Genomic DNA, 25,071 nt, shown 5'->3' with positions numbered 1-25,071 from the left:
GAAAACCTTTCGTCGTCAGCAGGGATTGAGCGGCGGCTCGCCGGCCAGATAGCGGCGAACCTCTTCGGCCGCCTGGTCGGCGGCAAAGGTGACGGTGCGCACGGAGGCGCCGGCGATGTGCGGCGTCAGCGTGACGTTGGGGAGCTGCAGCAGCGGCCAGTCCGGCGGGACCGGCTCGACGGCGAAGGTGTCGAGCATCGCGCCCGCCAGCCGCTGCGAGCTGAGCGCGTCATGGAGCGCGTGATAGTCGACCAGGGGCCCGCGGGCCGTATTGATCAGGATCGCACCCGGCTTGATTCGCGCCAGCGCGTCGCGATCGATGAAGCCGGTGGTCTCCGCGGTCACGCGGGCATGCAGGCTGATGACGTCGGCACGCGACAGCAGCTCGGCCAGCGCGACATGCTCGACCCCGTCGTTGCGGTCGTGCGCGCTGAGCTGAACGTAGGGGTCGGCCACCAAGATCTTGCAGCCAAACGCCTTCAACAGCTTCACCACGCGGGTGCCGATCGCACCATAGCCCACGATGCCGACTGTCATCTCGCCGAGCTCACGTCCCGTGCGATCGGCGCGGTAGAGATCGCCGCGCCACTCGCCGCCCCGCATCGACTCGTGGCCGCTGCGGATCAGCCGGGTCTCCGCGAGCATCGCGCCGATGGTGAATTCCGCCACCGCGCTGGCGTTGCGTCCGGGCGTATTGACGACGAGCACGCCGTGATCGCGCGCCGCCTGCATGTCGATATTGACCGGGCCGCCGCGCGACACCGCGATGAATTTCAGGCTCGGCAGCCGCCGCAGCATCGCGCGCGAGATCGGCGCGAGATGCGTGACCAGCAGGGGCGCCTCGCCGATGAACTCAGCGAGCTCATCAGGATCGCCCATGAACTCCTTGAGCCCGTCGAGCTTCGAGCCGGCATAGCCGTGCTCCATCGGCTCGTCCGGCCAGGGCTGCTCGAGCATGCGGATGTCGATGCCATCGCCGCAGATGGCGGTGATGCGCTGGGCAAACACCGAGGGCAGCATGAAGCGGTCGCCGATGATGGCGATGGAGCTAGACATGATCGGCACCCGTGCGCTGCGCGGCGAGCTGCTTCCAGACCGGCCGTGCCGCAAGACGGGCGTCGACATAGGCCGGGAACAATTGCGCATAACGTTCCGCCAGCGCCGCATCCGGCGCTTGCGGCTCATCCAGATACGGTCTCACCCATTCCTCCGCGCAGATCATCATGTCCGGGTAGAGCCCGGTCGCAACCGCCGCGATCATCGCCGCGCCCGATGCGCCGGCCTCCTCGCGACGGCAGACTCGAATCGTGCTGCCAAGTGCCGCACCAAGAATGGCGCCGAGCGCGCGGCTGCGCGCCGCGCCCCCGGTCAGGCGAATTTCCCTCGGCAGCGGTCCCATCGCCGCGTAGCAGTCGCGTGCGGCGAAGGCCAGTCCCTCCATCACGGCGCGCATCAGATCCCAGTAGCCGTGGCGGATGCGCAGGCCGACCAGTTGGGCGGACGCCTCGTGGGACACGAAGGGGCCTCGTTCGCCGGCGTCGGAGATGAACGGATGATACAGCAGCTCGCCCACCTTCGCCGCGAGCACATGCTCGTCGAGGCGCCGGATCAGATCATTGCGCGACCTCGCGATGCCTTCCATGGCGAGCACGCCGCGCGCGACATCGAGCAGCCAGTCGATGTTCAAGGTCGCAGCCATGGTCGACTGCATCTGCGCATAGTGACCGGGCACCGGGAACGGCATCGTATAGCCGGTCGCCTCGGCATTCAGCTTGACCGCGTCGGCGCCGTTCACCAGCCGCATGTGCATGCCGGTCGAGCCGATGATGGTGCAGCCGACGTCGGGTGCGGGATCATACAGCCCACCACCGAGCGCATTGCAGATGACGTCGACATAGCCGAGCGACACCGGCACGCCATCGGGCAAGCCCGCCTCGGCCGCGGCCGCCGCGGTCAAGCCATGCGTCGTCGTGACACCATCGACGACATCTGGAAACAGGCGCGCGGAATCGGCAATGCCGACGAGACGCGCGGCTTCGCCGTCGAAGCCGCGCCGGCGAAAGTCACCGCAGGAGAACGTCGCCTCGGACGGATCGGTCGCCCGCTTGCCGGTCAGCTTGAAGTAGAGCCAATCCTTGCAATGGAACGCCGTACCCGCGCGTTCGAGCATCTCTGCGTCATGCGCCTGCAGCCAGGCCAGCTGCGCCCCCTGCTGGCAGGCGTTGAGCCCCGATCCGGTGCGCTGATAATGCGCGGCGTTGCGCTCGCCGCCTCGGAAGGTCTCAACGAAGCCTGCCGCGCGCGAGTCGAGCCACAGCAGCGCGGGCGCGACTGGGCGGCCGTCCGCGTCGATCAGCCAGGTGCCGTCGCCCTGCCCGGTCACGGCGATCGCGGCGGCGCGACGGGACAGGTCCGGCAGCGCGCCGCCCAGGCCGCGCAACGCCGCGACAGTGTCGGTCCACGTCCGCTCCATGTCCTGCTCGACACGACCACCGGGCAAGGTGGTGTAGCTGTTCGGAATCGCGAACTCGCCGAGCTGGCGGCCATCCCGCGCAAACGCGACCGCCTTGATCACCGAGGTCCCGGCGTCGATGCCGATGATCACGTCGCGGGTCGCAGCCGAGGTCATGGTCAGCGCGCCTCCGCGTGGCGGACGCAGATGCCGTCGGCGCCGAAAATGTGGAGATGGCGTGACTCCAGCGCGCAGGGCACGACATCGCCCGGCCGCGCCGCGATCTTGCTCGATGTCACCGCGACCAGCAGATGACCGGCGCATTCGCCCGCAATATGCGACTGATCGCCGAGCCACTGGTTGGAGACCACGCGCAGCCGCGCCTCGCCGCTGCCGATCGCGATCCGCTGCGGCCGGATGCCGACCTTGATCCGATCGGTCCGCACCAGCGTCTGCTGTCCTGCCACGTCCAACGTCTGCCCGGGAATATGAAAGGCAACATCGGAGCCGACAGACAAGCGGAACCCGCCTTCCTCCTGCGTCACCACAGTCTCCAGCAGATTCATCGGCGGCTCGCCGATGAAGCTCGCGACGAACAGATTGGCCGGACGGTTCTTCAGCTCGCGTTCCCCAGCGAACTGCTGCAGCACGCCATCCTCCATGACGGCGATGCGATCAGCGAGCGCGCTCGCCTCGGTCTGGTCATGGGTCACGAAGATCGCGGTCATGCCGCGCTCGGCGAGCAGGCCCTTGATGCGGCCGCGCAGCACCGCGCGCAATTGCGGCTCCAACTGGCCCATCGGCTCGTCGAGCAGATAAAGGTCGGCATCGCGCACCAGCGCCCGTGCCAGCGACACCCGCTGCTGCTGGCCGCCGGAGAGCGCGCGCGGATGATGATCGAGAATGTCCTCGATCTCGACCAGGCGGGCGATGCTGTCGACGCGGTGGGCGATCTCGACGCGCGACAACTGCTGCGCCTTCAGGGCGAAGGCGATATTCTCGCGCACCGTCAGCGGCGGATACAGCGAATAGCCTTCGAACGCCATCGCGACCCTGCGCTTCGCCGGCGCCAGATCATGGATCGGCCGCTGCGCCAGCGCGATCGATCCAGAGCTCACACTCTCGAAGCCGGCGATCATACGCAAGGTCGAGGTCTTGCCGCAGCCGGACGAGCCGAGCAGCGCGACGATCTCGCCGGCCTTCACCTCCATGTCGAGCGCGCGCACCGCGTGAACCGGCGCCTTGCCTCGGCTGTGATAGACCTTGTCGACGTTGCGGATCTCGAGCATGCCCATCTCACATCCTCACGCCGCCTGCCGACGCGGCAAGACACCAATACGGTCTCCCGTCGCATGGTCGAACAGCAGCGCCGCTTCAGGCACGAACCGCACGAACACGTCCTCGTCGGCGCCGGCTTCCAGCGCCTCGGGCGCCAGCGCCGCCAGCCACTCGGATCCGTCAGCAAAGCGCAGCAGCACCACGGCACGCTCATGAATCGGGGTGACGGCGACGGTGCGTGCGGGGATCGCGCCTTCACCGCCATGGCGCGTCACCGCGACATCGTCCGGCCGCACGCCCAGCCAGCAGCGCTCCCGCGCATCCGCCGGCAGATCATCGACGTCGAGCCGGACCTGCGTCCCGGCGATAGCCGCTATCAACCGGCCCTGCTCCACCACCGGCACGACCTCCGAGAGATTGATGCTGGGATCGCCGAACAGCCGCGCCACCGCAACCGACGCCGGCCGCGCATAGATCTCCTCCGGACGCGCCACCTGCACCAGGCGGCCATTGATCAGCACGGCAATGCGATCGGCGATCGCCATCGCCTCGCGATAATCCTGCGTCACATAAAGCACCGCCGCAGAGCTCCGGCGCAGCAGGCTCGGCAGCTCCAGCCGCATCTCGTAGCGCAGCTTGGCATCGACGTTGCGCAAGGGATCGTCGAGCAGCAGCACCTCAGGATTGCCGATCAGAGCGCGCGCCAGCGCGGTGCGCTGCTTCTGGCCGTTCGACAGTTCACGAGGCTTGTGGCCGAGCACGTGCTCGATCTTCAACAGCCGGCTCATCGCCGCAACCTTCGCCGCGACATCGGCTGCGCCCGTCGCCCGCAGGCCGCTGGCGATGTTGTCTCGCGCGCTCATATGCGGAAACAGCGCAAAGTTCTGGAACGCCATGCCGATGCCGCGCTGCTCCGGCGCCGCATCGACGATCGAACGGCCCCCGACCAGGATGTCGCCCGCATCAGGCTCGAACATGCCGGCGATCATGCGCAGCAGCACGGTCTTGCCGCTCCCGGACGGGCCGAACACCGCGACGATCTCGCCGGGCTCGACCGCGAGCGACACGCCCTTGGCGCAGCTTGCGGCGCCGAAGCTCTTGTCGACCGATTGGAGTTCGAGACGCGCCATGTATCCTCAACCCTTCACTGCACCGAGCGAGAGACCTTCGACCAGATAGCGCTGCGCATAGAGCGCGAGCAGCAAGGTCGGCGTCACCGACAGCACGATTGCGGCTGCGATCTGGCCATATTGGATGCCGGACGCCGTCACGAAGGCGAGCGCCCCGACCGTCACCGGCTGCTTGTCGGCGGAGGCCAGGATCAGCGCGAACACGAAATTGTTCCAGCAGAAGATGAAGGACAGCAAGCCCGCCGCCGCGATCCCGGGTCCCGCCAACGGAACGGCAATGCGCGTGAAGGCCTCGCGCCAGGAATGCCCGGCCAGCCGGTAGGCATGCTCGATGTCGGGGCTGATGTCCTCGAAATAGCCGCGCACGATCCACAGGATCAGCGGCAGCGCGATCAGCTGGTAGACCCAGACGATGCCGAAATACGTGTCGTTCAAGCCGAGCTGCTGGTAGTACAGCGACAGCGGCAGCAGCACCAGGAGCGGCGGCGCGAAGCGGAACGACAGCAGCGTGAAGGCGATGGTCTCGCCGAGCCGGAACTTGAACCGCGCGAACGCATAGGCCGCGGGCACGCCGAGCAGCAGCGCCAGGATCACCGAGGCGCTCGACAGGATGAAGCTGTTCATGAGGTTACGCATGAACGAGATCTGCAGATTGCCGGCTGCCGTACGGAGCTGTCCCGAGATCAGCGCCTCGTAATTGGCGAGCGTCGGCTCGAACAGGATGCGCGGCGGGATACGCAGGATCTGCTCGTTGCTCTGGAACGACATCATGAGGATCCAGACGATCGGGAACATGAAGAAGACGAGCACCAGCGAGAGCGCAATGCCGCGGAAGATGCGCCCGGCGAGACTGGAATGATCCATCGGCGGCCTCCTCAGGCGTGACCGTGGGCGCGTTCGCGCAGCCGCAGCCAGTTCTTGATGAAGATGTTCGACAGGATGTTGGTGATCAGCCACAGGATCATCAAAAGCGCCGCCGAGCGTCCGACATTGGTGTACTGGAAAAATTCCAGATAAGCCTGCACCTGGAACACCATCAGCCGGTCGCCGGGGCCGCCCTGCGTCATCGCATAGACGATGTCGAACTGCTGGATGGAGTCGAGCAGCCGGAACAGCGACGCCGTGATGATGTAGGGCGCGAGCATGGGCAGGGTGATGCGGAAGAACACGAAGCTCGCCGGCACGCCGTCGAGCGCCGCCGCCTCGAACGGCTGCCGCGGCAGCGAGCGCAGGCCGGCCAAGAGCAGGATCATGATAAAGGGCGTGTAGACCCAGACGTCGACCAGCACGACGGTGAACAGCGCGGTCGACGGATCGGACGCCCACTTGAAATCGTGCGCGCCGAACAGGCCGACAAGATAGGACAGGATGCCGAAGCTCGGATTGGTCATCAGCTTCCACATCAGCGCGGCGATCGCCGGCGCCGTCATCAGCGGCAGCAGCAGCATGATCGAGACGGCGTTGTGGAAGCGCGTCGGCCGCCGCAGCAGGAGCGCGATGCCGAGGCCGAGCAGCAGTTCGGCGATCACGGTCACCGCGGTGTAGACGAGCGAGATCCGCAGCGTGTTCCAGAACGCAGGATCGGACAGGAAGTCGATGTAGTTGTCGACACCGATGAAGCCGCGCAAGTAAGGCAGGTTGAGCCGGTAGCGCTGCAGCGAATAGATCGCCGCGGTCACGAATGGCACCAGGATGGCGATGCAGACCAGCAGCGCCGGCAGGCTCAGCAGATATGGCAGCAGCCGTCCGCGCCATCTCTTCGCGCGGCGCGGCGCCGCGTTGGTTTCGACAAGTTCAGCCATGCTCATGACAGGCGTGATCACACATTCGCGGTGATGGGCCGGTCCGGACGCCCGTGGGGGAGCGGCCGGACCGGCGGGTGGTCGTGGAGAGTCCGCGTCCAGCCTCAGCCGAGGCCGGCCTGCTTCAACTGACGGTTGATGCTCTCGGCCAGCTTGTCGAGGCCCTCGTCGACGCTGATCTCCTTGGCCACCATCTTCTGCAGCGAGGCCGCCCACTCCGTCGTGAGGTCGAAGAACAGCGGCTGCGCCGTGAAGTAGATCTTCGCTCCCGGTGCCGAGAGGTCATGCTGCTCGAGATAGCCGGGATAGGACTTGGCGATGCGGTCGCGGAATTCGCTGTCCTTCCACACAGAGGCGCGGACCGGATTGACGAAGTCCATCTTGCGGGCGCCGAACAGATCATGCTCGACGGAGGCCGCCCACTGCATGAACGTCCAGGCCGCATCCTTCTGCTTGGAGAAGCTCGACATCGCCAGCGACCAGATCCAGACGTTCGGCGTCGGCGCCTTGGCGGCCGGATTGGCTGCAAACGGCGCGTAGCCGAGATTGCCGCGCTCCTTGTTCTCGCCGCCGTTCATGAAGTAGCCGAGAATGTCGGCGTCGAAGATCATGCCGGAGGCGCCGGCGCCCAGATCAGTGCCGACCTGGTACCAGGTGTAGGTCGACCAGTTCTTGGGGCCCGAGCCCTGGATCATCCTGACCCACTTCTCGTGGAAGTCCTTCGAGGCCTTGGTGTTCATCGCGGCCTTGAGCTTGCCGCCCTCCATCACGAAATCCTTCTGGCCGAAATTGGCGTAGGCCGATAGGAAGCCCGGATGGATGGTGGCCCAGGAGCGCGAGCCGCGCACACCGACGCCGTAGGGACCGCCGGCATCCTTGGTGATCTTGGCCGCGACGTCGAGCATCTCGTCGAGGTTCTTCGGCGGCTTGACGCCGACCTTGTCGAATATCTTGCGGTTATAGGTGATGTTGTTGAGCTCGTAGCCCCACGGAATGCACCACTGCTTGGCCTTGCCGGAGCCGAGCTCGGAGCCGGCGACGCCATCCCAGGCCGTCGACGACCGCAGGCCGGGCAGCACGTCGTCCCAGGCGAAGGCCGGATTGGTCTTGGCGGGATCCTTGATGTAGGTGTTGAGGTCCTCGATCCAGCCGGCCGGACCATAGGTCCAAGTCATGTAGGCGCCGGTCATGAAGGCGTCGTACTGGTCGGACTTCGACGACAGCGCCGCCGTCACCTTGTCGAAATAGACGTCCTCCGGGAAGATGTCGTAGGTGACGTTCATGCCGGTGAGGCTCTTGAACGCCTCGATGTCGCCGATCATCGCATCGACGTAAGGATGCTTGTTCAAGAGCAGCTTGACGGTCTTGCCGCTATGCGCCTTCCAATTGAAGTCAGCGGCCATCGCCTTCGACATCGCGGACGCAAAGGCGGCATTGGCGGCGACACCGGCAATGCCGAGCTTGGCGGCACCGTCGAGCAGATCACGCCGGCTGATGCGCTTGCCGGCATAGGACGCAAAGAGATTCTTCTCACGATCGTACATTCAACCCTCCCTTTGTTTCTTGTAGAGACGTGTTCGCGTTACCTGCCCTTCCGACTCTTGTTCTTGGAGTTGCCAGATGTCTTCTCCGGCTTGTCAGTCGCCAATGCCTGAGCGGTCGCCTCGTCGATGATGAGGCCATTCAGGAAGCCGCTGCGCAGCACAGCGCGCAGGGCCGTGATCTTCGCCTCGCCGCCGCCGATGGCGACGATGCGGTGTTTCTTCAGATCGGCAGCGGCCATCGAGGTGGCCCGCGCCGAAAGATCGAGATCGAGCAGCTCGCCCTGGGCGTTGAAGAAATGCCCGAGCAGGTCGGCGCAGGCGCCGGCGCGCTTCAGCTCGACGACCTCGTCCGGCTTGATCATGCCGCTCGACACCAGGAAGCCGTCGGCATGGATCTGGCCGATGCCGACGAACAGCAGCGAAGCCTTCTGCGCGAGAGCAAACACGTCGGCAATGCCGAACTGCTGCATCAGCACGCGGCGGTCGGCGACGGAGTTGGCGAACACGGGCACCGGCAGCAGATAGGCTTCGGCGCCGGTGCGCTCGGCCAGGCGATGGATCACGTCGAACGGATTGGCGGCGAATTTGCGCGTCAGGCCACCGAGCAGCGACACGAACTGCACGTCGCGCGCCGGCGTCTGCGGCAGTTGCGCCACCACGGCCGCGAGCGTGCGGCCGTGGCCGACACCGATGATCTTGTCGTCGCCGCGCTCCAGCACCTGGCGCAGGAAGCTCGCGCCCTCCAGCGCCAGCGCCTTCAGCGGCAGGTCGCCCTCTCCGAGATCCGGCGCGACACGGCAGAAGTCGAGCCCGTAGCGTTCGGCCAGCGCGTTCTCAAGTGCGACGCATTCGGCGACGGGACCCTCGACGAAGACACGGATCATGCCCTCGCGGCTGGCGCGCGCGATCAGGCGATGCGCCTTCGTGCTCTGGATGTTGAGCCGATCGGCGACCTCCGACTGCGTCAGCCCGGCCGCGAAATACAGCCATGCGGCGCGCGTCGCCAGCGAAGCCTCGCCGTCCACCATCGACGCCCTGTCGGAAGCTGTCGTCACGCTTGAATGCCTGCTTGCAAATTTCTTCACACCTTGCAAAAAATTGCAGACGGCGATCCGGCCGTCAATCCCCCAAACGTGCTGCAGCGCGTCAGGGATGACGCGCCGGGCAAGCACAGGCATGCTCGCCGGCGCACAACGGGATGAGGTCGCATGACGGAGTTGTTTGTCGGCATCGACGTGGGCACGAGCGGTGTGCGCGCCTGCGCCGTCGACGCGCGCGGCGAGATCAAGGGCGCAGCCGCAGTTCCGCTCGCCGCGCCGCGCCAGGACTGCAACGCCGTCGACCAGGATCCCGAGCTGTGGTGGCAGGCGACGGTCGCAGCGCTCGACAAGCTCGGCAGGATCGTCGATCTCGGCGCCATCGCGCGCATCGCGGTCGACGGCACCTCGGGCACCTTGCTGCTGATCGACGCCGACGGACGGCCCCGCTCGCACGGACTGATGTACAACGATGCGCGCGCGGTCGACGAAGCCAGGCGGATCGCCGCGGTGGCGCCGCCCGAGAGCGGCGCGCATGGCACGAGCAGCCCGCTCGCCAAGCTGCTGCATCTGCTCGCCTCCACCAGCGGCGCGCGGCACGCCGTGCATCAGGCCGACTGGATCGCCGGACGCCTCGCCGGCCGCCACGGCGTCAGCGACGAGAACAACGCGCTGAAGCTCGGCTATGATCCCGTCAGGCGCGAATGGCCGCGCTGGATCGATCAGCTCGGCGTTCCCCGCGACGTGCTGCCGAGCATTCTGGTGCCGGGCACGCCATTCGCCGACATCGATCCGTCGACCGCGCGCGCGCTCGGTCTGTCGCCGTCGGCGCGCATCGTCGCCGGCACCACCGACGGCGTCGCCGCCTTCATCGCCACCGGCGCCGACACGCCAGGCGATGCGGTGACCTCGCTCGGCACCACGCTAGTGGTGAAGCTGGTCGCGACGCAGCCGATCTTCGCCGCCGATCAGGGTGTCTACTCGCACCGCCTCGGTGACAAATGGCTCGCCGGGGGTGCATCGAACTCCGGTGGCGCCGCGCTGCTCGCGCATTTCACCGCCGCCGACATGGCCTGCATGACCCCGCTGCTGCGCCCGGACGAGCCCACCGGGCTCGACTACTATCCGCTGCCCAAACCCGGCGAGCGCTTCCCCATCGCCGACCCCGCCCTCGCACCAAAGATCACGCCGCGCCCGGCCGAGGATCACCGCTTCTTCCAGGCGCTGCTCGAAGGCATCGCGAGCGTCGAGGCGCTCGCCTATCAGCGCCTGCACGCGCTCGGCGCACCGGCGCTGCGGCGGGTGATCAGCATTGGCGGCGGCGCCCGGAACGACGCCTGGACCGATATCCGCCGGCGCATCGTCGGCGTGCCCGTGAGCGTTGCCGCGCAGACCGAAGCGAGCTACGGCGCGGCGCTGCTGGCGCTGCAGGGACCGCCGCAATGACGGCGGCAGCGTGCGAGATCAGCGGCCTGTCCGCCATCGCCGAGCGGTTCGATCACGTCCTGCTCGATCAATGGGGCACGTTGCATGACGGCAGGACCGTGCTTCCGGCGGCTCACGACTGCGTCCTGCGGCTGCGCGAGGCCGGCAAGCAGATCCTGGTGCTGTCGAACTCCGGCAAGCGCGCGAGCGCCAATGCCGAGCGCCTTGCCCGGCTCGGCCTGCCGCGCTCGACCTATGACGGCATTCTCACCTCGGGCGAGGTGACCTGGACCGGCCTGCGCGACCGCACCCGCGCGCCCTTCACCGATTGCGGCAGCGCCTGCTTCCTGATCACCCGGGGCGGCGATTGCTCGCTGATCGACGGGCTCGACCTCGTCCTCGTGACGGACATGCGTGACGCCGACTTCATCCTGCTCGGCGGCCTCGACGACGACCTCGCCGAGCCGGACCTCTGGCGCGATCGCTTCACCGGAGCGGCGGCGCGCGGCGTGCCGATGATCTGCGCCAATCCCGACCTGATGATGTTCGGTGCGGCCGGTCTCGTGCCAGCCCCCGGCACGCTCGCGCGCGCCTATGAGTGGCTCGGCGGCCCGGTGAGCTTCGTCGGCAAGCCATATCGGCCGATCTTCGCGGCCGCGCTGGAGCAGCTCGGCGATCCGGATCCGCACCGCGTGCTGATGATCGGCGACTCGCTCGACCATGACGTCGCCGGCGCCCGCGCCACAGGCTTGCAGAGCCTGCTGCTCGGCGATGGCGTGCATCGCACGACGTTGGCCGGCGCGCCCGACCTCGCTGCGGCGACGCGCAAGCTCGCGGCTTCGCCCGGCCGCATGCCGAACTGGACGATGCAGCACCTGTCGTGGTGAGAAGGAGACGCGAGATGCGCCAGCCTGCCGAGCTTCATGAGTTGCGCCGGATGTCGGCGCGGGTCGGCCGCAACATCGAGCTGGTGCAAGGCGCCGGCGGCAACTCCTCGCTCAAGCGGGATGACGTGCTGTGGGTGAAGGCGTCCGGCACCTGGCTTGCCGACGCCGACGCGAAGGACATCTTCGTGCCTGTTCTGCTGCCTGCGGCGCGCGATGCGCTCGCCGCTGACGACGAACGCATTCCGCTGGCCGCTCCCGGCCACTTGCGCGCCTCGATCGAGACGGCGCTGCACGCGCTGCTGCCGCACCGGGTCGTGCTGCACGTCCATGCCGTCAACACCATCGCCTGGGCGGCGCGGCGCGATGCGCGCGATGACTTTGCGGCCCGGCTGGACGGGCTCGCCTGGCGCCATCTCGACTACTTTCATCCCGGGCTGCCGCTGGCGCGCGCGGTGAGCGCCATCGTCGCGCGCGAGCGCATCGACGTGCTGATCCTCGGCAATCACGGCCTCGTCGTCGGTGCCGAGAGCTGCGATCAGGCCGAGGCGCTGGTCCATGACGTCGAGCACCGGCTGGCGCTGCCGGTACGCCCGGCGCTTGCTGCCGACGCAGCGGCCTTGCGCCGTCTGTGCGCCGGCACCGCCTATCGCCTGCCGCACGATGCTGGTAGCCACGGCATCGCCACCGATCCGTTCAACCGCGCCATCGCGACCGGCGGCTCATTGTATCCGGACCACGTCGTGTTTCTCGGCCCGGGCCTGCCGACGATCGAGAGCGCCAGCGACCTCGCCACGCTGCTCGCGCGCGCCAAAGCGAGCCGCCTGCCCGCGCCCGTCGCAGCGCTCGCGCCGGGTCTCGGTGCCATCATCCGCAGCGACGCCAGCCCGGGCGCCGAGGCCATGCTGAGCTGCCTCGCGCTCGTGACCAGCCGCCTGCCGCTATCGGCCGATATCGGCTATCTCTCGTCGCAGCACGAGCAGTTGCTGCTCAACTGGGACGCCGAACGTTACCGCCAGCAACTGACGGCAAGCCGCCAGTCGTCGAATTGAAGCGGCGGAGGACCACGCGATCATCGCTAGAGACCGGGGGGGACGACGCCCTCGCCACGATCCGTTCACGAAGCGCATCTCCGACCTGATCGATGACCTCGCGCCAATCGCGCCTTTCGCGCTGACGGAACAGGCGCATGCGCGGGTACCAGACGCTGTCGTCACGATCGAGCAGCCAGCGATAGTCCGGCGTGTACGACAGGAGCGTCCAGGTCGGACAGCCAAGCGCGCCGGCGAGATGAGCGACACTGGTATCGACCGTGATCACGAGATCCAGACATGAGATCAGCGCGGCGGTATCGGCGAAATCGGCAAGTAGACCCGACAGGTCCACGATCCCGCTCGCCTCCTGGAGCACGGCCTTGTCTTCGGCCTTCGGCTCCTTCTGCAGGCTGATGAACGCCGCATCCTCGCGGAGCAGGCTGGAAAACATGCGCAATGGGATGGAACGATTGTGGTCGTCGAGGTGGTTGGGATTGCCTGACCAGACCAGGCCGATCCGCAATTTCTCCGGGGTGCCAAGGCGCTCCTGCCAGAGTTGGATCCGATCCGGATCAGGCGCCGGCAAATAGGACACCGGCGCTGGAATCGTGGCCAGTGTCGTCCGAAAGGCAAGCGGCAGGCTCATGATCGGACACTGGACATCCACTCCCGCAAGTTCGCTGGCCTCCGCGACAGGAACACACTGCGAAATGCCTGGCATGTTCGACAACAGCGGAAGCAACGACTCTTGAACGGCGAGGATCACGCGCGCGCCCAGCGCTGCGACCATCGGCACGTAGCGGACGAACTGGATCGTATCACCCAGTCCTTCATCGGCGGCGATGATGATGGTTTGTCCCGCGAAGGCCGGATGGCCGTCCGGTCGTTCATGATTGGACGCCTCCGGCCGGCTATTTTGCCCGATTGAACTGGTAGGAGCCCTGGAGGAAGACGCCATAACGCTCCGTCGTATATCTCAGGACCTGGTTGAACGAATCGACGGCATTGGTGCTGAGATGCCACCACCGTCCACCGATGCCGATGCGGAAATTGTCGGTCAGCTGGTAGTTCAGCACGGTCTCGGCCTGGAAGCCGGTTCCTTGCCCCGAGGCAGGATCGCGCCCGAACGTGAAATAGTGTGTATCGATCGCATTCTGCGAGGTCCAGACATAGGCGGCCTCCGCCTGCCAGCTCAGCCGGTCCGACAGCCGCGTGTCGAGGGAGACACCGGCCCGTCCGCTATGCCAGCGATCCTGCTCGGTCACCACCTTGACGCCAGGCCCCAGCGCAGGAGCGCAGATCGTCGGATTGCCGCCCACCTGGGTGCAGCCGCGAGCATCCACCGTCTCCGTCCAATATTGATAGCCGACGAAGGCGCCGAGCCGGAAGCGTTCGGTCTCCAGCAGGTTGAAACCGACATCGAGATTTGCATATTGCAGCCCCCCGCCCACGCTGCTGACGGTCTTGGACGACGGATTGACGAACGGAGCGAAGTCCTCGTCGACGAGCGTACCCGAGCTGATCTTGCCCGCCCCTATATAGCCCTTCAGAAACATGTTGGTGAACGGACCGTCGAGCGCATCGATCCTGAAGAACATCTCGCCGCTGTGCCCGGTCATACCGCCATAGGCGAGCCGGGAGACCTGAAGCGTCGCAGCCTGATCGGCGAAATAGCGGTAGCGATTCTGCCCGGAGCTGAACCAGTAGCGCACACCGGTCTCCAGCATGTAGGACGGCAGGATCGACGCGCGCGATTGCAGCGGCATGTCGCCCGAGCCTGCCCCCTGCCCGCCCTGCAACGCTGCAGGCCTGGCCCAGGCGCAACTGACGATCGAGGCGTTGCACTTCGTGACACCGTCGGCGTTGAAATCGCGCCGCAACGTGACCGTCGCGAACAGGTCCTTGGTCGTCGTCTTGACGTTGGCGAGCGTGCTGTCGACGAACCGATAGCCGATCTCCGTTTCCAGGCTGATCTCCTTCGACCAGAGATAGCTGACCAGCAGCGACGGCAGAACCGTGTACTCCTTCAGGTCGGTCCGGGTCCCGGACCTGTACCCCGCCCGCAGCCGCGGGCTGATGGCGAGATCGGGCGTGATCGGATAGCGCGTGGCAAGATCGAGAACGTAGAACTTGGAGTCCGCCAGGCTCGCGTAGCGCAGCGCACCCATGAACAGATCGCCCGGCTTGATGATGCCGTTCCCGGTCAGCTGGGCCGACAGATAATATTCGAGGCCGCTCGCCGGCGTGCCGTCGACGCCGCCGGACGGCAGCGTGCCGGTCAGGTTGGTCACCGTGGCATCGGCAGCAACCTGCCAAGTCTCATTCAATGGCCGCGAGTAGCTCACCATCGCCGACTGGAACGTCGGCGTCCGGTCGATCGCGAGCTGCCTGATCTCGCCCGCGGTATTGAACTTCATCATGTCGTAGAGGGTGAGGAAGGGCTGCCCCTGCAGCGCATTCCAGGTCGAGAGAAATGGCACTCTTCGATAATCGAACGAGGCGTTGACCACCGACTTGTCCTCGAACGTATACGTTCCCGAGAACACGGCGGCATTGAGCGCGCGGAAATGCGTGTCGTAGTCGATCAGGCCGAGCAGCGACTTGTTGGCGTCGAAATAGCGGAATTCGGCGCCGATGGCCTGGCGGTCGACGATGTTGCGGTCGTATTGCGTGATCAGGTAGACCGTGGTCTCGAGGCCACCCAGGATCTTGCCGAAGTCGATGCTTGCGCCATAGAGCGTCTTGCCATCCTTGAACGGTGCGTCGAAGCGGCTCCAGTTCGGCGAGCCCGCGAGCACGTTCAAGCGCAGCCCCGGGCTCTTCTGCCAGCTCAGCACCGCGCCGTCGAAGCGGCCGATCACGCCGCCGGTGTTGCGGGATTGCCGTCCGACGCGCAGCGTCACGTCGGCCTCCTTCAGCGTGTAATCGACCTGCGCGGTCGAGACGCCGTATTTGTCGTTCCCGGTATCGAACTGGCGCTCATGGGTGAACGCCAGCCTGAACTTGGTCCTGATGCGGTCGTTGTCGGCGGTACCGAGAAAGTCAAAATTGGTCAGCAGCGTGTTCTGATGCACCCGGTGCGCGTCGGGATCCGCATTCGGGTTCGGCGCAATCGCCCTGTCCTTGACGGCGCTGGTCGTGTCGTTGGTGATGAAGGTGGTCGAGAGGCTGCCCGACATCGACCAGCGGGTGTCCCCGTTCGGCCCTGCCGCCTTGGTCGACATGCCTGCCCCCATGTCTCCGCCGTCGGGCGTGACGGAAGGCATGTCGCGCGGCCGCGCCGGCGCGCTGCTGGTCGCGGTGAGAAGCGCGGCAAGCCGCTGCCTCACCCGCTCGGCGCCCTCGCCGCTCGGATAGCGGCGCAGATAGTCTTCATATTCCGCCTGCGCGGCAGCGGTCTGGCCGGCCTTCTGCCGCGCCACGCCGAGCAGCTCCTGCGCCTCGGCGCTCGAGCCGTTCTCGGGGAGTTTCAGCACCTTTCGCAGGAGATCGATCGCAGCGCTGAAATTGCCTTTCTTGATCGACGCGCGCGCCTCGTCCATCGAGGCCTCCGCAAACCGGATGTCCGCCGCGGACGCCTGCTGCGTCGTGCGATTGTCGTTGCGGACCGACGCCGCCGCACCGGGGACCGCAACCGGTTTCGGCGCATCCGGGGCGGCTACGCTCGGCACCAGGGCCTTCACCTTGCACGCCGACACCGGACCCTTTCGGGCCACCACGATCGCCACCTGCTCGAAGCTGCCGGATTGGACGATCTGATAGGTGAACTCGCTGGCAAACTGGACGACGAGGATCGGTCCCCTGTTCTGATCGAGCGTCAGATAGACGTCCTGGAGGCCGGAGCCCTGGGCATTGTCGACACGCACGCCTTCGCGCCTGACCAGGCGCCGCGCCATGATGGCGTCCCGGTCGACCAATTGCAGCGAGACGCTGAGCTGGCTGCCTTGGTCGAGCGGGAAATGCCCGGTGTAGCGGACACGAACGTGAAAATTGACCCGCAGAAGGCTGCAGTTTCCGATCGTCGTGGCATTTGCATTGGCGACGAACTGATCGATGACCGGCTGGGCCGGTGCAACGCCAAAGACCCCGTCGAGCAGGATTGCGAGCAAGCCGGCCAGCAGACCGATCAGCCATCCCGCCGACCTCGCTGCCGCGGCTTGTCTGAAGCAGCCGCGCATCACCAGCCACCTCCATTGACCCGGTGCTGCCGCTGGCGGCGGGTGACGATGGTGGTCTGCGACTTGTCAGCATAGATATGGCATGCGCCTGTGCAGTCCTTGAGCTCGGCGACGGTGTAGTCCATCGGCGCCGGCTTCACGAGCTTGGCGTGCTGCTGCGGGCGGAAATCACTGGCGTGGCAGGCGGCGCAGTCGGGCTTGTAGGCCGCGAACTTGAACAGAACGGCCTGCGAGTTGCCGCTGTGGCAGGCGGTGCAGCCGATGGCCGCGCTATGGTTCGGATAGCTCGCCGACATATGCCGGTAATTGACCGAGCTCCAGCTCACCGTCCGGTGGCAGCTCTCGCAGGGGACGTTGGTCACGAAGTGCTTCGGCGACTTTCCTGTGGCGTTGGAGCCGTTGTGACAGCTGGCGCACGGCGCAGTCAGGCTGGTGTGATCCATCCGCGCGCCCGAGAACGACACGGTATTCTTGTGGCAGCTTTCGCATGGCGCGCTGGTGACCACGTGCTTCTGGGGCTTGCCGCTCGCGGCCATGCCGTTGTGGCAGCTCGCACAGGCCGCCATCGTGCCGGTGTGGCTGAAGCGGGCGCCGCTGAACGTCGTCGTGCTCTTGTGGCAGGTCTCGCACGGCGCATTCGTCGTGACGTGCTTCTGCGGCTTGCCCGTCGCGGCCATGCCGTTGTGACAGCTCGCGCAGGCCGCCATCGTGCCGGTGTGGCTGAAGCGGGCGCCGCTGAACGTCGTCGTGCTCTTGTGGCAGGTCTCACAGGGCGCGCTGGTGACCACGTGCTTCTGCGGCTTGCCGCTCGCGGCCATGCCGTTGTGGCAGCTCGCGCAGGCCGCCGTCGTTCCAGTATGGCTGAACCGGGCGCCGCTGAACGTCGTCGTGCTCTTGTGACAGGTCTCACACGGCGCAGCGGTTGCGACGTGCTTCGGCGGTTTGCCAGGCGCGGTCATTCCGTTATGGCAGGATGCGCATGGCCCTTGCGCCGTCATGTGATTGAATCTGGAACCGGCCTCCGTGGTGCTCGATCCGGCAAGCCCTGCCCTCGGATTGAACGTCGGCAGCAGCGACGGAAGCCGACCGGCATTCTTCGCTTCCGGCGAGTCGCTGCCCGTATCGGTTGGAGGCAAGAGCCTGCCGCGGGGATCATTCGGCGAGAGCGGCGATGTCGCGGATGTCATCCGGGGCGGCGTGCCCAACAGCTGCGGCACGGACGCCGCCGCGCCGCCAGCTTTGGCCGAACTGTCGGGCTTGGAGGAACCGGACGAACCGGCGGAGGCCCCTGCTTCGGACCCCGCTGTCGGGGCCGTCGACGGCGCAGCCGTGTTCGCCAGCGGCTTGCTGCTGAACAGGAGCGTCGAACTGGATGGCGCGGCAGGCTTGGCGGCAGCGCCGGCCTGAGATGCAGCCGGTGCAGCGCTCGTACCGGGTGCTGCATCGGGATTCGGTGCTGCCGTCATCGTCCGGTTGGCGGTCGAGGCCGGCGTCACCGCCTTGACGGCCGGCGCCTGAGCCGGAACAACCGACCGCGCCGTCGTGGAGCAGCCTGCTGCCGGCTTCTGCGGGTCGTCGTCCCAGGTGGAAAAGTTGGCGGCGGCGCGCACGTGGCAGCAGCCGCAATCCTGCGACTTCGCGCTATGATCCGGCCCCTGCGCACCCCTGCGGCCCTGGCTGCGATACGAGCCGTTGTGACAGCTGTCGCAGCGCGTGGCATGCACGGCAGCATGGCTCATGGTGTAGGTCGCGAAGCTCGCCGCGGTGTTGCTGTGGCAGTTCGAGCACTGCACGCCCGTCACCGGAATATGCGGCGGGGTGGTCAGGCCTTTCGCGCTCGAACCATTGTGGCAGGCTGAGCAATTGGTGTTGGCCGCGGAGTGGGTGAACGCCGCGCCGCCCCAGCTCACATATCCGCCGCTGGCGGCCTTGCTGTGACAACTGACGCAGTCGGCGCCGCCGGTGGCGACGTGGTTCGGATACGACGCCGTACCCATGGCTCCCTTGGTGCCCTGGCCGGTGAAGCTGCCGTTGTGACAGCTGTCGCAGCGTGCCGTCGCCACTGCGGCGTGGTTCATGGTGTAGGTGGCAAAGCTCGCCGCGGTGTTGGTGTGACAGTTGGAGCATTGCAGCGTCCCGGTCGGGATGTGCGGCGGCGTGGTCATGCCCTGCGCCGTCTTGCCGTTGTGACAGGTCGCGCAGTTGGTGTCGGTGGCCTTGTGAGCAAACGCCGCGCCGCCCCAGCTGGTGAAGCCGCCCGAGGCCGCCTTAGCATGGCAACTGACGCAATCCGCCCCGCCAGTGGCAACGTGGTTCGGATACGACGCGGTTCCGATTGCGCCCTTGGTACCCTGGCCGGTGTAGCTGCCGTTGTGACAGCTATCGCAGCGCGCGGTCGCGACCGCGGCGTGGTTCATGGTGTAGGTCGTGAAGCTCGCGGCGGTGTTGCTGTGGCAGTTGGAGCATTGCAGCGTGCCGGTCGGGATGTGCGGCGGCGTGGTCATGCCCTGCGCGGTCTTGCCGTTGTGGCAGGTCGCGCAGCTGGTGTCAGTCGCGGCATGCTTGAACGCCGCACCGCCCCAGCTGGTGAAGCCGCCGCTCGCCGCCTTGGCATGACAACTGACGCAGTCGGCTCCGCCGGTAGCGACGTGGTTCGGGTACGAAGCGGTGCCAAGCGCCCCCTTGGTGCCTTGGCCGGTGTAGGAGCCGTTGTGGCAGCTATCGCAGCGCGCGGTCGCCACCGCGGCGTGGTTCATGGTGTAGGTGGCAAAGCTCGCCGCGGTGTTGCTGTGGCAGTTCGAGCACTGCAGCGTCCCGGTCGGGATATGTGGCGGCGTGGTCATCCCCATCGCCGTCTTGCCGTTGTGGCAGGTCGCGCAGTTGGTGTCGGTGGCGGCATGCTTGAACGCCGCGCCGCCCCAGCTCGTGAAGCCGCCACTCGCTGCCTTGCTGTGACAGCTGACGCAGTCGGCACCGCCGGTGGCGACATGGTTCGGATACGACGCCGTGCCCAGCGCCCCCTTGGTGCCCTGACCGGTGAAGCTGCCGTTGTGGCAACTGTCGCAGCGCGCGGTCGCCACCGCGGCGTGGTTCATGGTGTAGGTGGCAAAGCTCGCCGCGGTGTTGCTGTGGCAGTTCGAGCACTGCAGCGTGCCGGTCGGGATGTGCGGCGGCGTGGTCATGCCCAACGCCGTCTTGCCGTTGTGGCAGGTGGAGCAATTGGTGTCGGTGGCCTTGTGAGCAAACGCCGCGCCGCCCCAGCTGGTGAAGCCGCCCGAGGCCGCCTTGGCGTGACAGCTGACGCAGTCGGCGCCGCCGGTGGCGACGTGGTTCGGGTACGACGCGGTGCCCAGCGCTCCCTTGGTGCCCTGCCCGGTGAAGCTGCCGTTGTGACAGCTGTCGCAGCGTGCCGTCGCCACCGCGGCGTGGTTCATGGTGTAGGTCGTGAAGCTCGCCGCGGTGTTGGTGTGGCAGTTCGAGCACTGCAGCGTGCCGGTCGGAATGTGCGGCGGCGTGGTCATGCCCTGCGCCGTCTTGCCGTTGTGGCAGGTCGCGCAGTTGGTGTCGGTGGCGGCATGCTTGAACGCGGCGCCGCCCCAGCTGGTGAAGCCGCCGCTCGCCGCCTTGGCGTGACAGCTGACGCAGTCGGCGCCGCCGGTGGCGACATGGTTCGGATACGACGCGGTGCCGAGTGCGCCCTTGGTGCCCTGGCCGGTGTAGTTGCCGTTGTGGCAGCTGTCGCAGCGCGCGGTCGCCACCGCGGCGTGGTTCATGGTGTAGGTGGCAAAGCTCGCCGCGGTGTTGCTGTGGCAGTTCGAGCATTGCAACGTCCCGGTCGGGATGTGTGGTGGTGTCGTCATCCCCATCGCCGTCCTGCCGTTGTGACAGGTCGCGCAGCTGGTGTTGGTCGCGGCATGCTTGAAGGCCGCGCCGCCGAAGCTGGTGAAGCCGCCGCTCGCCGCCTTGGCGTGACAGCTGACGCAGTCGGCTCCGCCGGTCGCGACGTGGTTCGGATACGACGCGGTGCCGAGCGCCCCCTTGGTGCCCTGGCCGGTGTAGTTGCCGTTGTGGCAGCTGTCGCAGCGCGCCGTCGCCACCGCGGCGTGGTTCATGGTGTAGGTCGTGAAGCTCGCCGCGGTGTTGCTGTGGCAGTTGGAGCATTGCAGCGTGCCGGTCGGGATGTGCGGCGGTGTCGTCATGCCCTGCGCCGTCTTGCCGTTGTGGCAGGTGGCGCAGCTGGTGTCAGTCGCGGCATGCTTGAACGCGGCGCCGCCCCAGCTGGTGAAGCCGCCGCTCGCCGCCTTGGCATGACAACTGACGCAGTCGGCTCCGCCGGTAGCGACGTGGTTCGAGTACGAAGCGGTGCCGAGTGCGCCCTTGGTGCCCTGGCCGGTGTAGTTGCCGTTGTGGCAGCTGTCGCAGCGCGCGGTCGCCACCGCGGCGTGGTTCATGGTGTAGGTGGTAAAGCTCGCCGCGGTGCTGCTGTGGCAGTTCGAGCATTGCAGCGTCCCGGTCGGGATGTGCGGCGGCGTGGTCATGCCCAACGCCGTCTTGCCGTTGTGACAGGTCGCGCAGTTGGTGTCGGTCGCGGAATGCTTGAAGGCCGCACCGCCCCAGCTGGTGAAGCCGCCCGAGGCCGCCTTGGCGTGGCAGCTGACGCAGTCGGCGCCGCCGGTGGCGACGTGGTTCGGGTACGACGCCGTACCCATGGCTCCCTTGGTGCCCTGGCCGGTGAAGCTGCCGTTGTGACAGCTGTCGCAGCGTGCCGTCGCCACTGCGGCGTGGTTCATGGTGTAGGTGGCAAAGCTCGCCGCGGTGTTGGTGTGACAGTTGGAGCACTGCAGCGTGCCGGTCGGGATGTGCGGCGGCGTGGTCATGCCCTGCGCCGTCTTGCCGTTGTGGCAGGTCGCGCAGTTGGTGTCGGTCGCGGCATGCTTGAAGGCCGCACCGCCCCAGCTGGTGAAGCCGCCGCTCGCCGCCTTGGCATGGCAACTGACGCAGTCCGCCCCGCCGGTGGCGACGTGGTTCGGATATGACGCCGTGCCCAGCGCCCCCTTGGTACCCTGGCCGGTGTAGCTGCCGTTGTGACAGCTATCGCAGCGCGCGGTCGCGACCGCGGCGTGGTTCATGGTGTAGGTCGTGAAGCTCGCGGCGGTGTTGCTGTGGCAGTTGGAGCATTGCAGCGTCCCGGTCGGGATGTGCGGCGGCGTCGTCATGCCCTGCGCCGTCCTGCCGTTGTGGCAGGTGGAGCAATTGGTGTCGGTGGCCTTGTGAGCAAACGCCGCGCCGCCCCAGCTGGTGAAGCCGCCCGAGGCCGCCTTGGCATGGCAACTGACGCAGTCGGCGCCGCCGGTGGCGACGTGGTTCGGATACGACGCGGTGCCGAGCGCCCCCTTGGTGCCCTGGCCGGTGTAGTTGCCGTTGTGACAGCTGTCGCAGCGCGCCGTCGCCACCGCCGCGTGGTTCATGGTGTAGGTGGCAAAGCTCGCCGCGGTGTTGCTGTGGCAGTTCGAGCACTGCAGCGTCCCGGTCGGGATGTGCGGCGGCGTGGTCATGCCCTGCGCCGTCTTGCCGTTGTGGCAGGTCGCGCAGTTGGTGTCGGTCGCGGCATGCTTGAAGGCCGCACCGCCCCAGCTGGTGAAGCCGCCACTCGCTGCCTTGCTGTGACAGCTGACGCAGTCGGCACCGCCGGTGGCGACATGGTTCGGATACGACGCCGTGCCCAGCGCCCCCTTGGTGCCTTGGCCGGTGAAGCTGCCGTTGTGGCAACTGTCGCAGCGCGCGGTCGCCACCGCGGCGTGGTTCATGGTGTAGGTCGTGAAGCTCGCGGCGGTGTTGCTGTGGCAGTTGGAGCACTGCAGCGTGCCGGTCGGAATGTGCGGCGGCGTGGTCATCCCCATCGCCGTCTTGCCGTTGTGGCAGGTCGCGCAGTTGGTGTCGGTGGCGGCATGCTTGAACGCCGCGCCGCCCCAGCTCGTGAAGCCGCCACTCGCTGCCTTGCTGTGACAGCTGACGCAGTCGGCACCGCCGGTGGCGACATGGTTCGGATACGACGCCGTGCCCAGCGCCCCCTTGCTGCCCTGGCCGGTGTAGTTGCCGTTGTGGCAGCTGTCGCAGCGCGCCGTCGCCACCGCGGCGTGGTTCATGGTGTAGGTGGCAAAGCTCGCCGCGGTGTTGCTGTGGCAGTTCGAGCACTGCAGCGTCCCGGTCGGGATATGTGGCGGCGTGGTCATCCCCTGCGCCGTCTTGCCGTTGTGGCAGGTCGCGCAGTTGGTGTCGGTCGCGGCATGCTTGAACGCGGCGCCGCCCCAGCTGGTGAAGCCGCCCGAGGCCGCCTTGGCATGACAACTGACGCAGTCCGCCCCGCCAGTGGCGACGTGGTTCGGGTACGACGCGGTGCCGAGCGCCCCCTTGGTACCCTGGCCGGTGTAGCTGCCGTTGTGGCAGCTGTCACAGCGCGCCGTCGCCACCGCGGCGTGGTTCATGGTGTAGGTGGCAAAGCTCGCCGCGGTGTTGCTGTGGCAGTTCGAGCACTGCAGCGTGCCGGTCGGGATGTGCGGCGGCGTGGTCATGCCCAGCGCCGTCTTGCCGTTGTGGCAGGTGGAGCAATTGGTGTCGGTGGCCTTGTGAGCAAACGCCGCGCCGCCCCAGCTGGTGAAGCCGCCCGAGGCCGCCTTGGCGTGACAGCTGACGCAGTCGGCGCCGCCGGTGGCGACGTGGTTCGGGTATGACGCGGTGCTCATGGCACCTTTGGTGCCCTGGCCGGTGAAGTTGCCGTTGTGGCAGCTGTCGCAGCGCGCGGTCGCCACCGCGGCGTGGTTCATGGTGTAGGTCGTGAAGCTCGCCGCCGAGTTGGTGTGACAGTTCGAGCATTGCAACGTCCCGGTCGGGATGTGTGGTGGTGTCGTCATCCCCAGCGCCGTCCTGCCGTTGTGGCAGGTCGCGCAGTTGGTGTCGGTCGCGGCATGCTTGAACGCCGCACCGCCCCAGCTGGTGAAGCCGCCGCTCGCCGCCTTGGCGTGACAGCTGACGCAGTCCGCCCCGCCAGTGGCAACGTGGTTCGGATACGACGCGGTGCCGAGTGCGCCCTTGGTACCCTGGCCGGTGTAGTTGCCGTTGTGGCAGCTGTCGCAGCGCGCGGTCGCCACCGCGGCGTGGTTCATGGTGTAGGTGGTAAAGCTCGCCGCGGTGTTGCTGTGGCAGTTCGAGCATTGCAGCGTCCCGGTCGGGATGTGCGGCGGCGTGGTCATCCCCTGCGCCGTCTTGCCGTTGTGACAGGTCGCGCAGTTGGTGTCGGTCGCGGCATGCTTGAAGGCCGCGCCGCCGAAGCTGGCCGTGCTGGTGTGACAGGACTCGCAAGGCAGATTGGTCTGGAGATGATTGCTGGACTTGCCGCGCGCGGTCGTCCCGTTGTGACAGTTGGCACAACCGGCGACGATGCCGGCGTGGTCCATCTTCATTCTGATGCGAAAACTCGCCGTCGACCTGTGGCACACATCGCATGGCGCTGCGGTCGTGATATGATTCTTCGACTTGCCCCGTGCCATCACACCGTTGTGGCAGGTCGTACATGACGCCTTCGCCTGGGTATGATCGATCGCCCGGACGTCCTTCCATGTCGAAGTCTGATGGCAGCTCTCACAGCGCCGCGTGGTCATCGGGTGATTGACGGACATGCCCGCCGTCTGCGCGCCGTTGTGGCAACTGGCGCACTGCGTCTGCGTGCCCTTGAACCGCCCGCCGACGTGACAGGACGAGCACTCCACGCCGACATGGCTTCCGGTCAGCGGAAACCCGGTCGAGACGTGATCGAATGAGCTCTGCGCGGCAGCGTGCCCTGCCAACACCAGAGTGAGCAGCACACAGGCGAGCAGCCACTGCACCATGCGGTGCGAGGCTCGCGCCAACAGCCCCAGTCTGCTGTAGCAGCTGCTCAACTCCAACTCCGCTCTTCACTCTCGACTCGATCGCCAGCCGGACATCCGACGGCGACCGGCCGACCCCAATCCAGCCGAGACCGTTGAGCGTCCGCCGCTCGGCGGTCGCCCTGACAAACCCAAGACACTCTTGCGGATTCCCCCTACGGCCCGGCGGCACGTCTTCCCCAGCCACCGAATACTCGAAACGCTCCGTGCTCCCTTGATTGAGCGCTGCATCGATTAGGCGATGATGGAGTCACCGGCCAGATCACGCAGCCTTCGCTAAGCCTACGACAGAGCTTCCAGAGACGCGCAAAGCTGGCCCAAAACTGGGCCAAGCTGAACTCAAGCTGAATGGAGGTTTAGGTTTCTGACCTCACCCGCGCGC

At 66.9% G+C, this 25,071-nt stretch carries 14 protein-coding genes; 3 read left to right on the top strand and 11 right to left on the bottom strand.

Translation table 11 applies throughout. The annotated features are described in order from the left end of the window. Positions 1 to 15 precede the first annotated feature (15 nt). The 8 genes from ACQR1D_RS12330 to ACQR1D_RS12295 form a co-directional block, all read right to left on the bottom strand. Complete coding sequence (locus tag ACQR1D_RS12330) at positions 16 to 1,056, bottom strand: 2-hydroxyacid dehydrogenase (RefSeq protein WP_434894122.1); 1,041 nt, start codon at positions 1,054 to 1,056, stop codon at positions 16 to 18. Continuing rightward, positions 1,049 to 2,629 (bottom strand): FGGY family carbohydrate kinase, encoded by a 1,581-nt coding sequence (locus ACQR1D_RS12325; protein ID WP_434838288.1) that lies wholly within the window; start codon positions 2,627 to 2,629, stop codon positions 1,049 to 1,051. Before ACQR1D_RS12325 ends, ACQR1D_RS12330 begins: the two co-directional genes overlap by 8 nt. A 2-nt stretch (positions 2,630 to 2,631) precedes the next feature. Continuing rightward, positions 2,632 to 3,741 carry an ABC transporter ATP-binding protein gene (locus tag ACQR1D_RS12320; RefSeq protein WP_315804180.1) on the bottom strand — a complete coding sequence of 370 codons (1,110 nt, stop codon included), beginning with the start codon at positions 3,739 to 3,741 and terminating at the stop codon, positions 2,632 to 2,634. 15 nt (positions 3,742 to 3,756) lie between these two features. Then, positions 3,757 to 4,860 (bottom strand): ABC transporter ATP-binding protein, encoded by a 1,104-nt coding sequence (locus ACQR1D_RS12315; protein ID WP_315804163.1) that lies wholly within the window; start codon positions 4,858 to 4,860, stop codon positions 3,757 to 3,759. 6 nt (positions 4,861 to 4,866) lie between these two features. Beyond that, positions 4,867 to 5,724: a carbohydrate ABC transporter permease gene (locus ACQR1D_RS12310; RefSeq protein WP_315804164.1), complete on the bottom strand. Its 858-nt coding sequence runs from the start codon at positions 5,722 to 5,724 to the stop codon at positions 4,867 to 4,869. An 11-nt stretch (positions 5,725 to 5,735) separates the two neighbouring features. Beyond that, on the bottom strand, positions 5,736 to 6,662 hold the full coding sequence (locus ACQR1D_RS12305; protein WP_315804165.1) for a carbohydrate ABC transporter permease: 927 nt from the start codon (positions 6,660 to 6,662) through the stop codon (positions 5,736 to 5,738). Between the two features lie 104 nt (positions 6,663 to 6,766). Further along, the gene (locus ACQR1D_RS12300) at positions 6,767 to 8,206 is read right to left on the bottom strand and encodes an extracellular solute-binding protein (protein WP_315804166.1); all 1,440 of its coding nucleotides are present in this window, start codon (positions 8,204 to 8,206) and stop codon (positions 6,767 to 6,769) included. Positions 8,207 to 8,244: 38 nt separating this feature from the next. Continuing rightward, positions 8,245 to 9,234, bottom strand: a complete 990-nt coding sequence (locus ACQR1D_RS12295) for a sugar-binding transcriptional regulator (RefSeq protein ID WP_315804181.1) — start codon at positions 9,232 to 9,234, stop codon at positions 8,245 to 8,247. 180 nt (positions 9,235 to 9,414) lie between these two features. On the opposite strand from ACQR1D_RS12295, the gene ACQR1D_RS12290 reads away from it, so the two are divergent. From ACQR1D_RS12290 to ACQR1D_RS12280, 3 genes are read left to right on the top strand one after another with little or no spacing between them, the layout of a single operon-like run. Further along, positions 9,415 to 10,689 carry an FGGY-family carbohydrate kinase gene (locus ACQR1D_RS12290; protein ID WP_434838289.1) on the top strand — a complete coding sequence of 425 codons (1,275 nt, stop codon included), beginning with the start codon at positions 9,415 to 9,417 and terminating at the stop codon, positions 10,687 to 10,689. Beyond that, a complete protein-coding gene (locus ACQR1D_RS12285) occupies positions 10,686 to 11,555 on the top strand; it encodes a TIGR01459 family HAD-type hydrolase (RefSeq protein WP_434838290.1) in 870 nt (289 codons plus the stop codon). Before ACQR1D_RS12290 ends, ACQR1D_RS12285 begins: the two co-directional genes overlap by 4 nt. 14 nt (positions 11,556 to 11,569) lie before the next feature. After that, complete coding sequence (locus ACQR1D_RS12280; RefSeq protein ID WP_434838291.1) at positions 11,570 to 12,604, top strand: class II aldolase/adducin family protein; 1,035 nt, start codon at positions 11,570 to 11,572, stop codon at positions 12,602 to 12,604. On the opposite strand, the gene ACQR1D_RS12275 is transcribed toward ACQR1D_RS12280, so the two are convergent. The 3 genes from ACQR1D_RS12275 to ACQR1D_RS12265 are packed head-to-tail and all read right to left on the bottom strand — an operon-like array spanning position 12,543 to position 24,701. Next, positions 12,543 to 13,544 (bottom strand): glycosyltransferase family 9 protein, encoded by a 1,002-nt coding sequence (locus ACQR1D_RS12275; RefSeq protein WP_434894121.1) that lies wholly within the window; start codon positions 13,542 to 13,544, stop codon positions 12,543 to 12,545. The genes ACQR1D_RS12280 and ACQR1D_RS12275 overlap by 62 nt on opposite strands. After that, the gene (locus ACQR1D_RS12270) at positions 13,498 to 16,764 is read right to left on the bottom strand and encodes a hypothetical protein (RefSeq protein ID WP_434838293.1); all 3,267 of its coding nucleotides are present in this window, start codon (positions 16,762 to 16,764) and stop codon (positions 13,498 to 13,500) included. Before ACQR1D_RS12270 ends, ACQR1D_RS12275 begins: the two co-directional genes overlap by 47 nt. Then, complete coding sequence (locus tag ACQR1D_RS12265; protein WP_434838294.1) at positions 16,764 to 24,701, bottom strand: hypothetical protein; 7,938 nt, start codon at positions 24,699 to 24,701, stop codon at positions 16,764 to 16,766. The genes ACQR1D_RS12270 and ACQR1D_RS12265 overlap by 1 nt, the downstream gene beginning before the upstream one ends. Positions 24,702 to 25,071 lie beyond the last annotated feature (370 nt).

The organism is Bradyrhizobium sp. HKCCYLRH2047, assembly GCF_051168175.1.
Lineage (GTDB): Bacteria > Pseudomonadota > Alphaproteobacteria > Rhizobiales > Xanthobacteraceae > Bradyrhizobium.
This window is presented reverse-complemented; position numbering and strand designations above follow the sequence as displayed.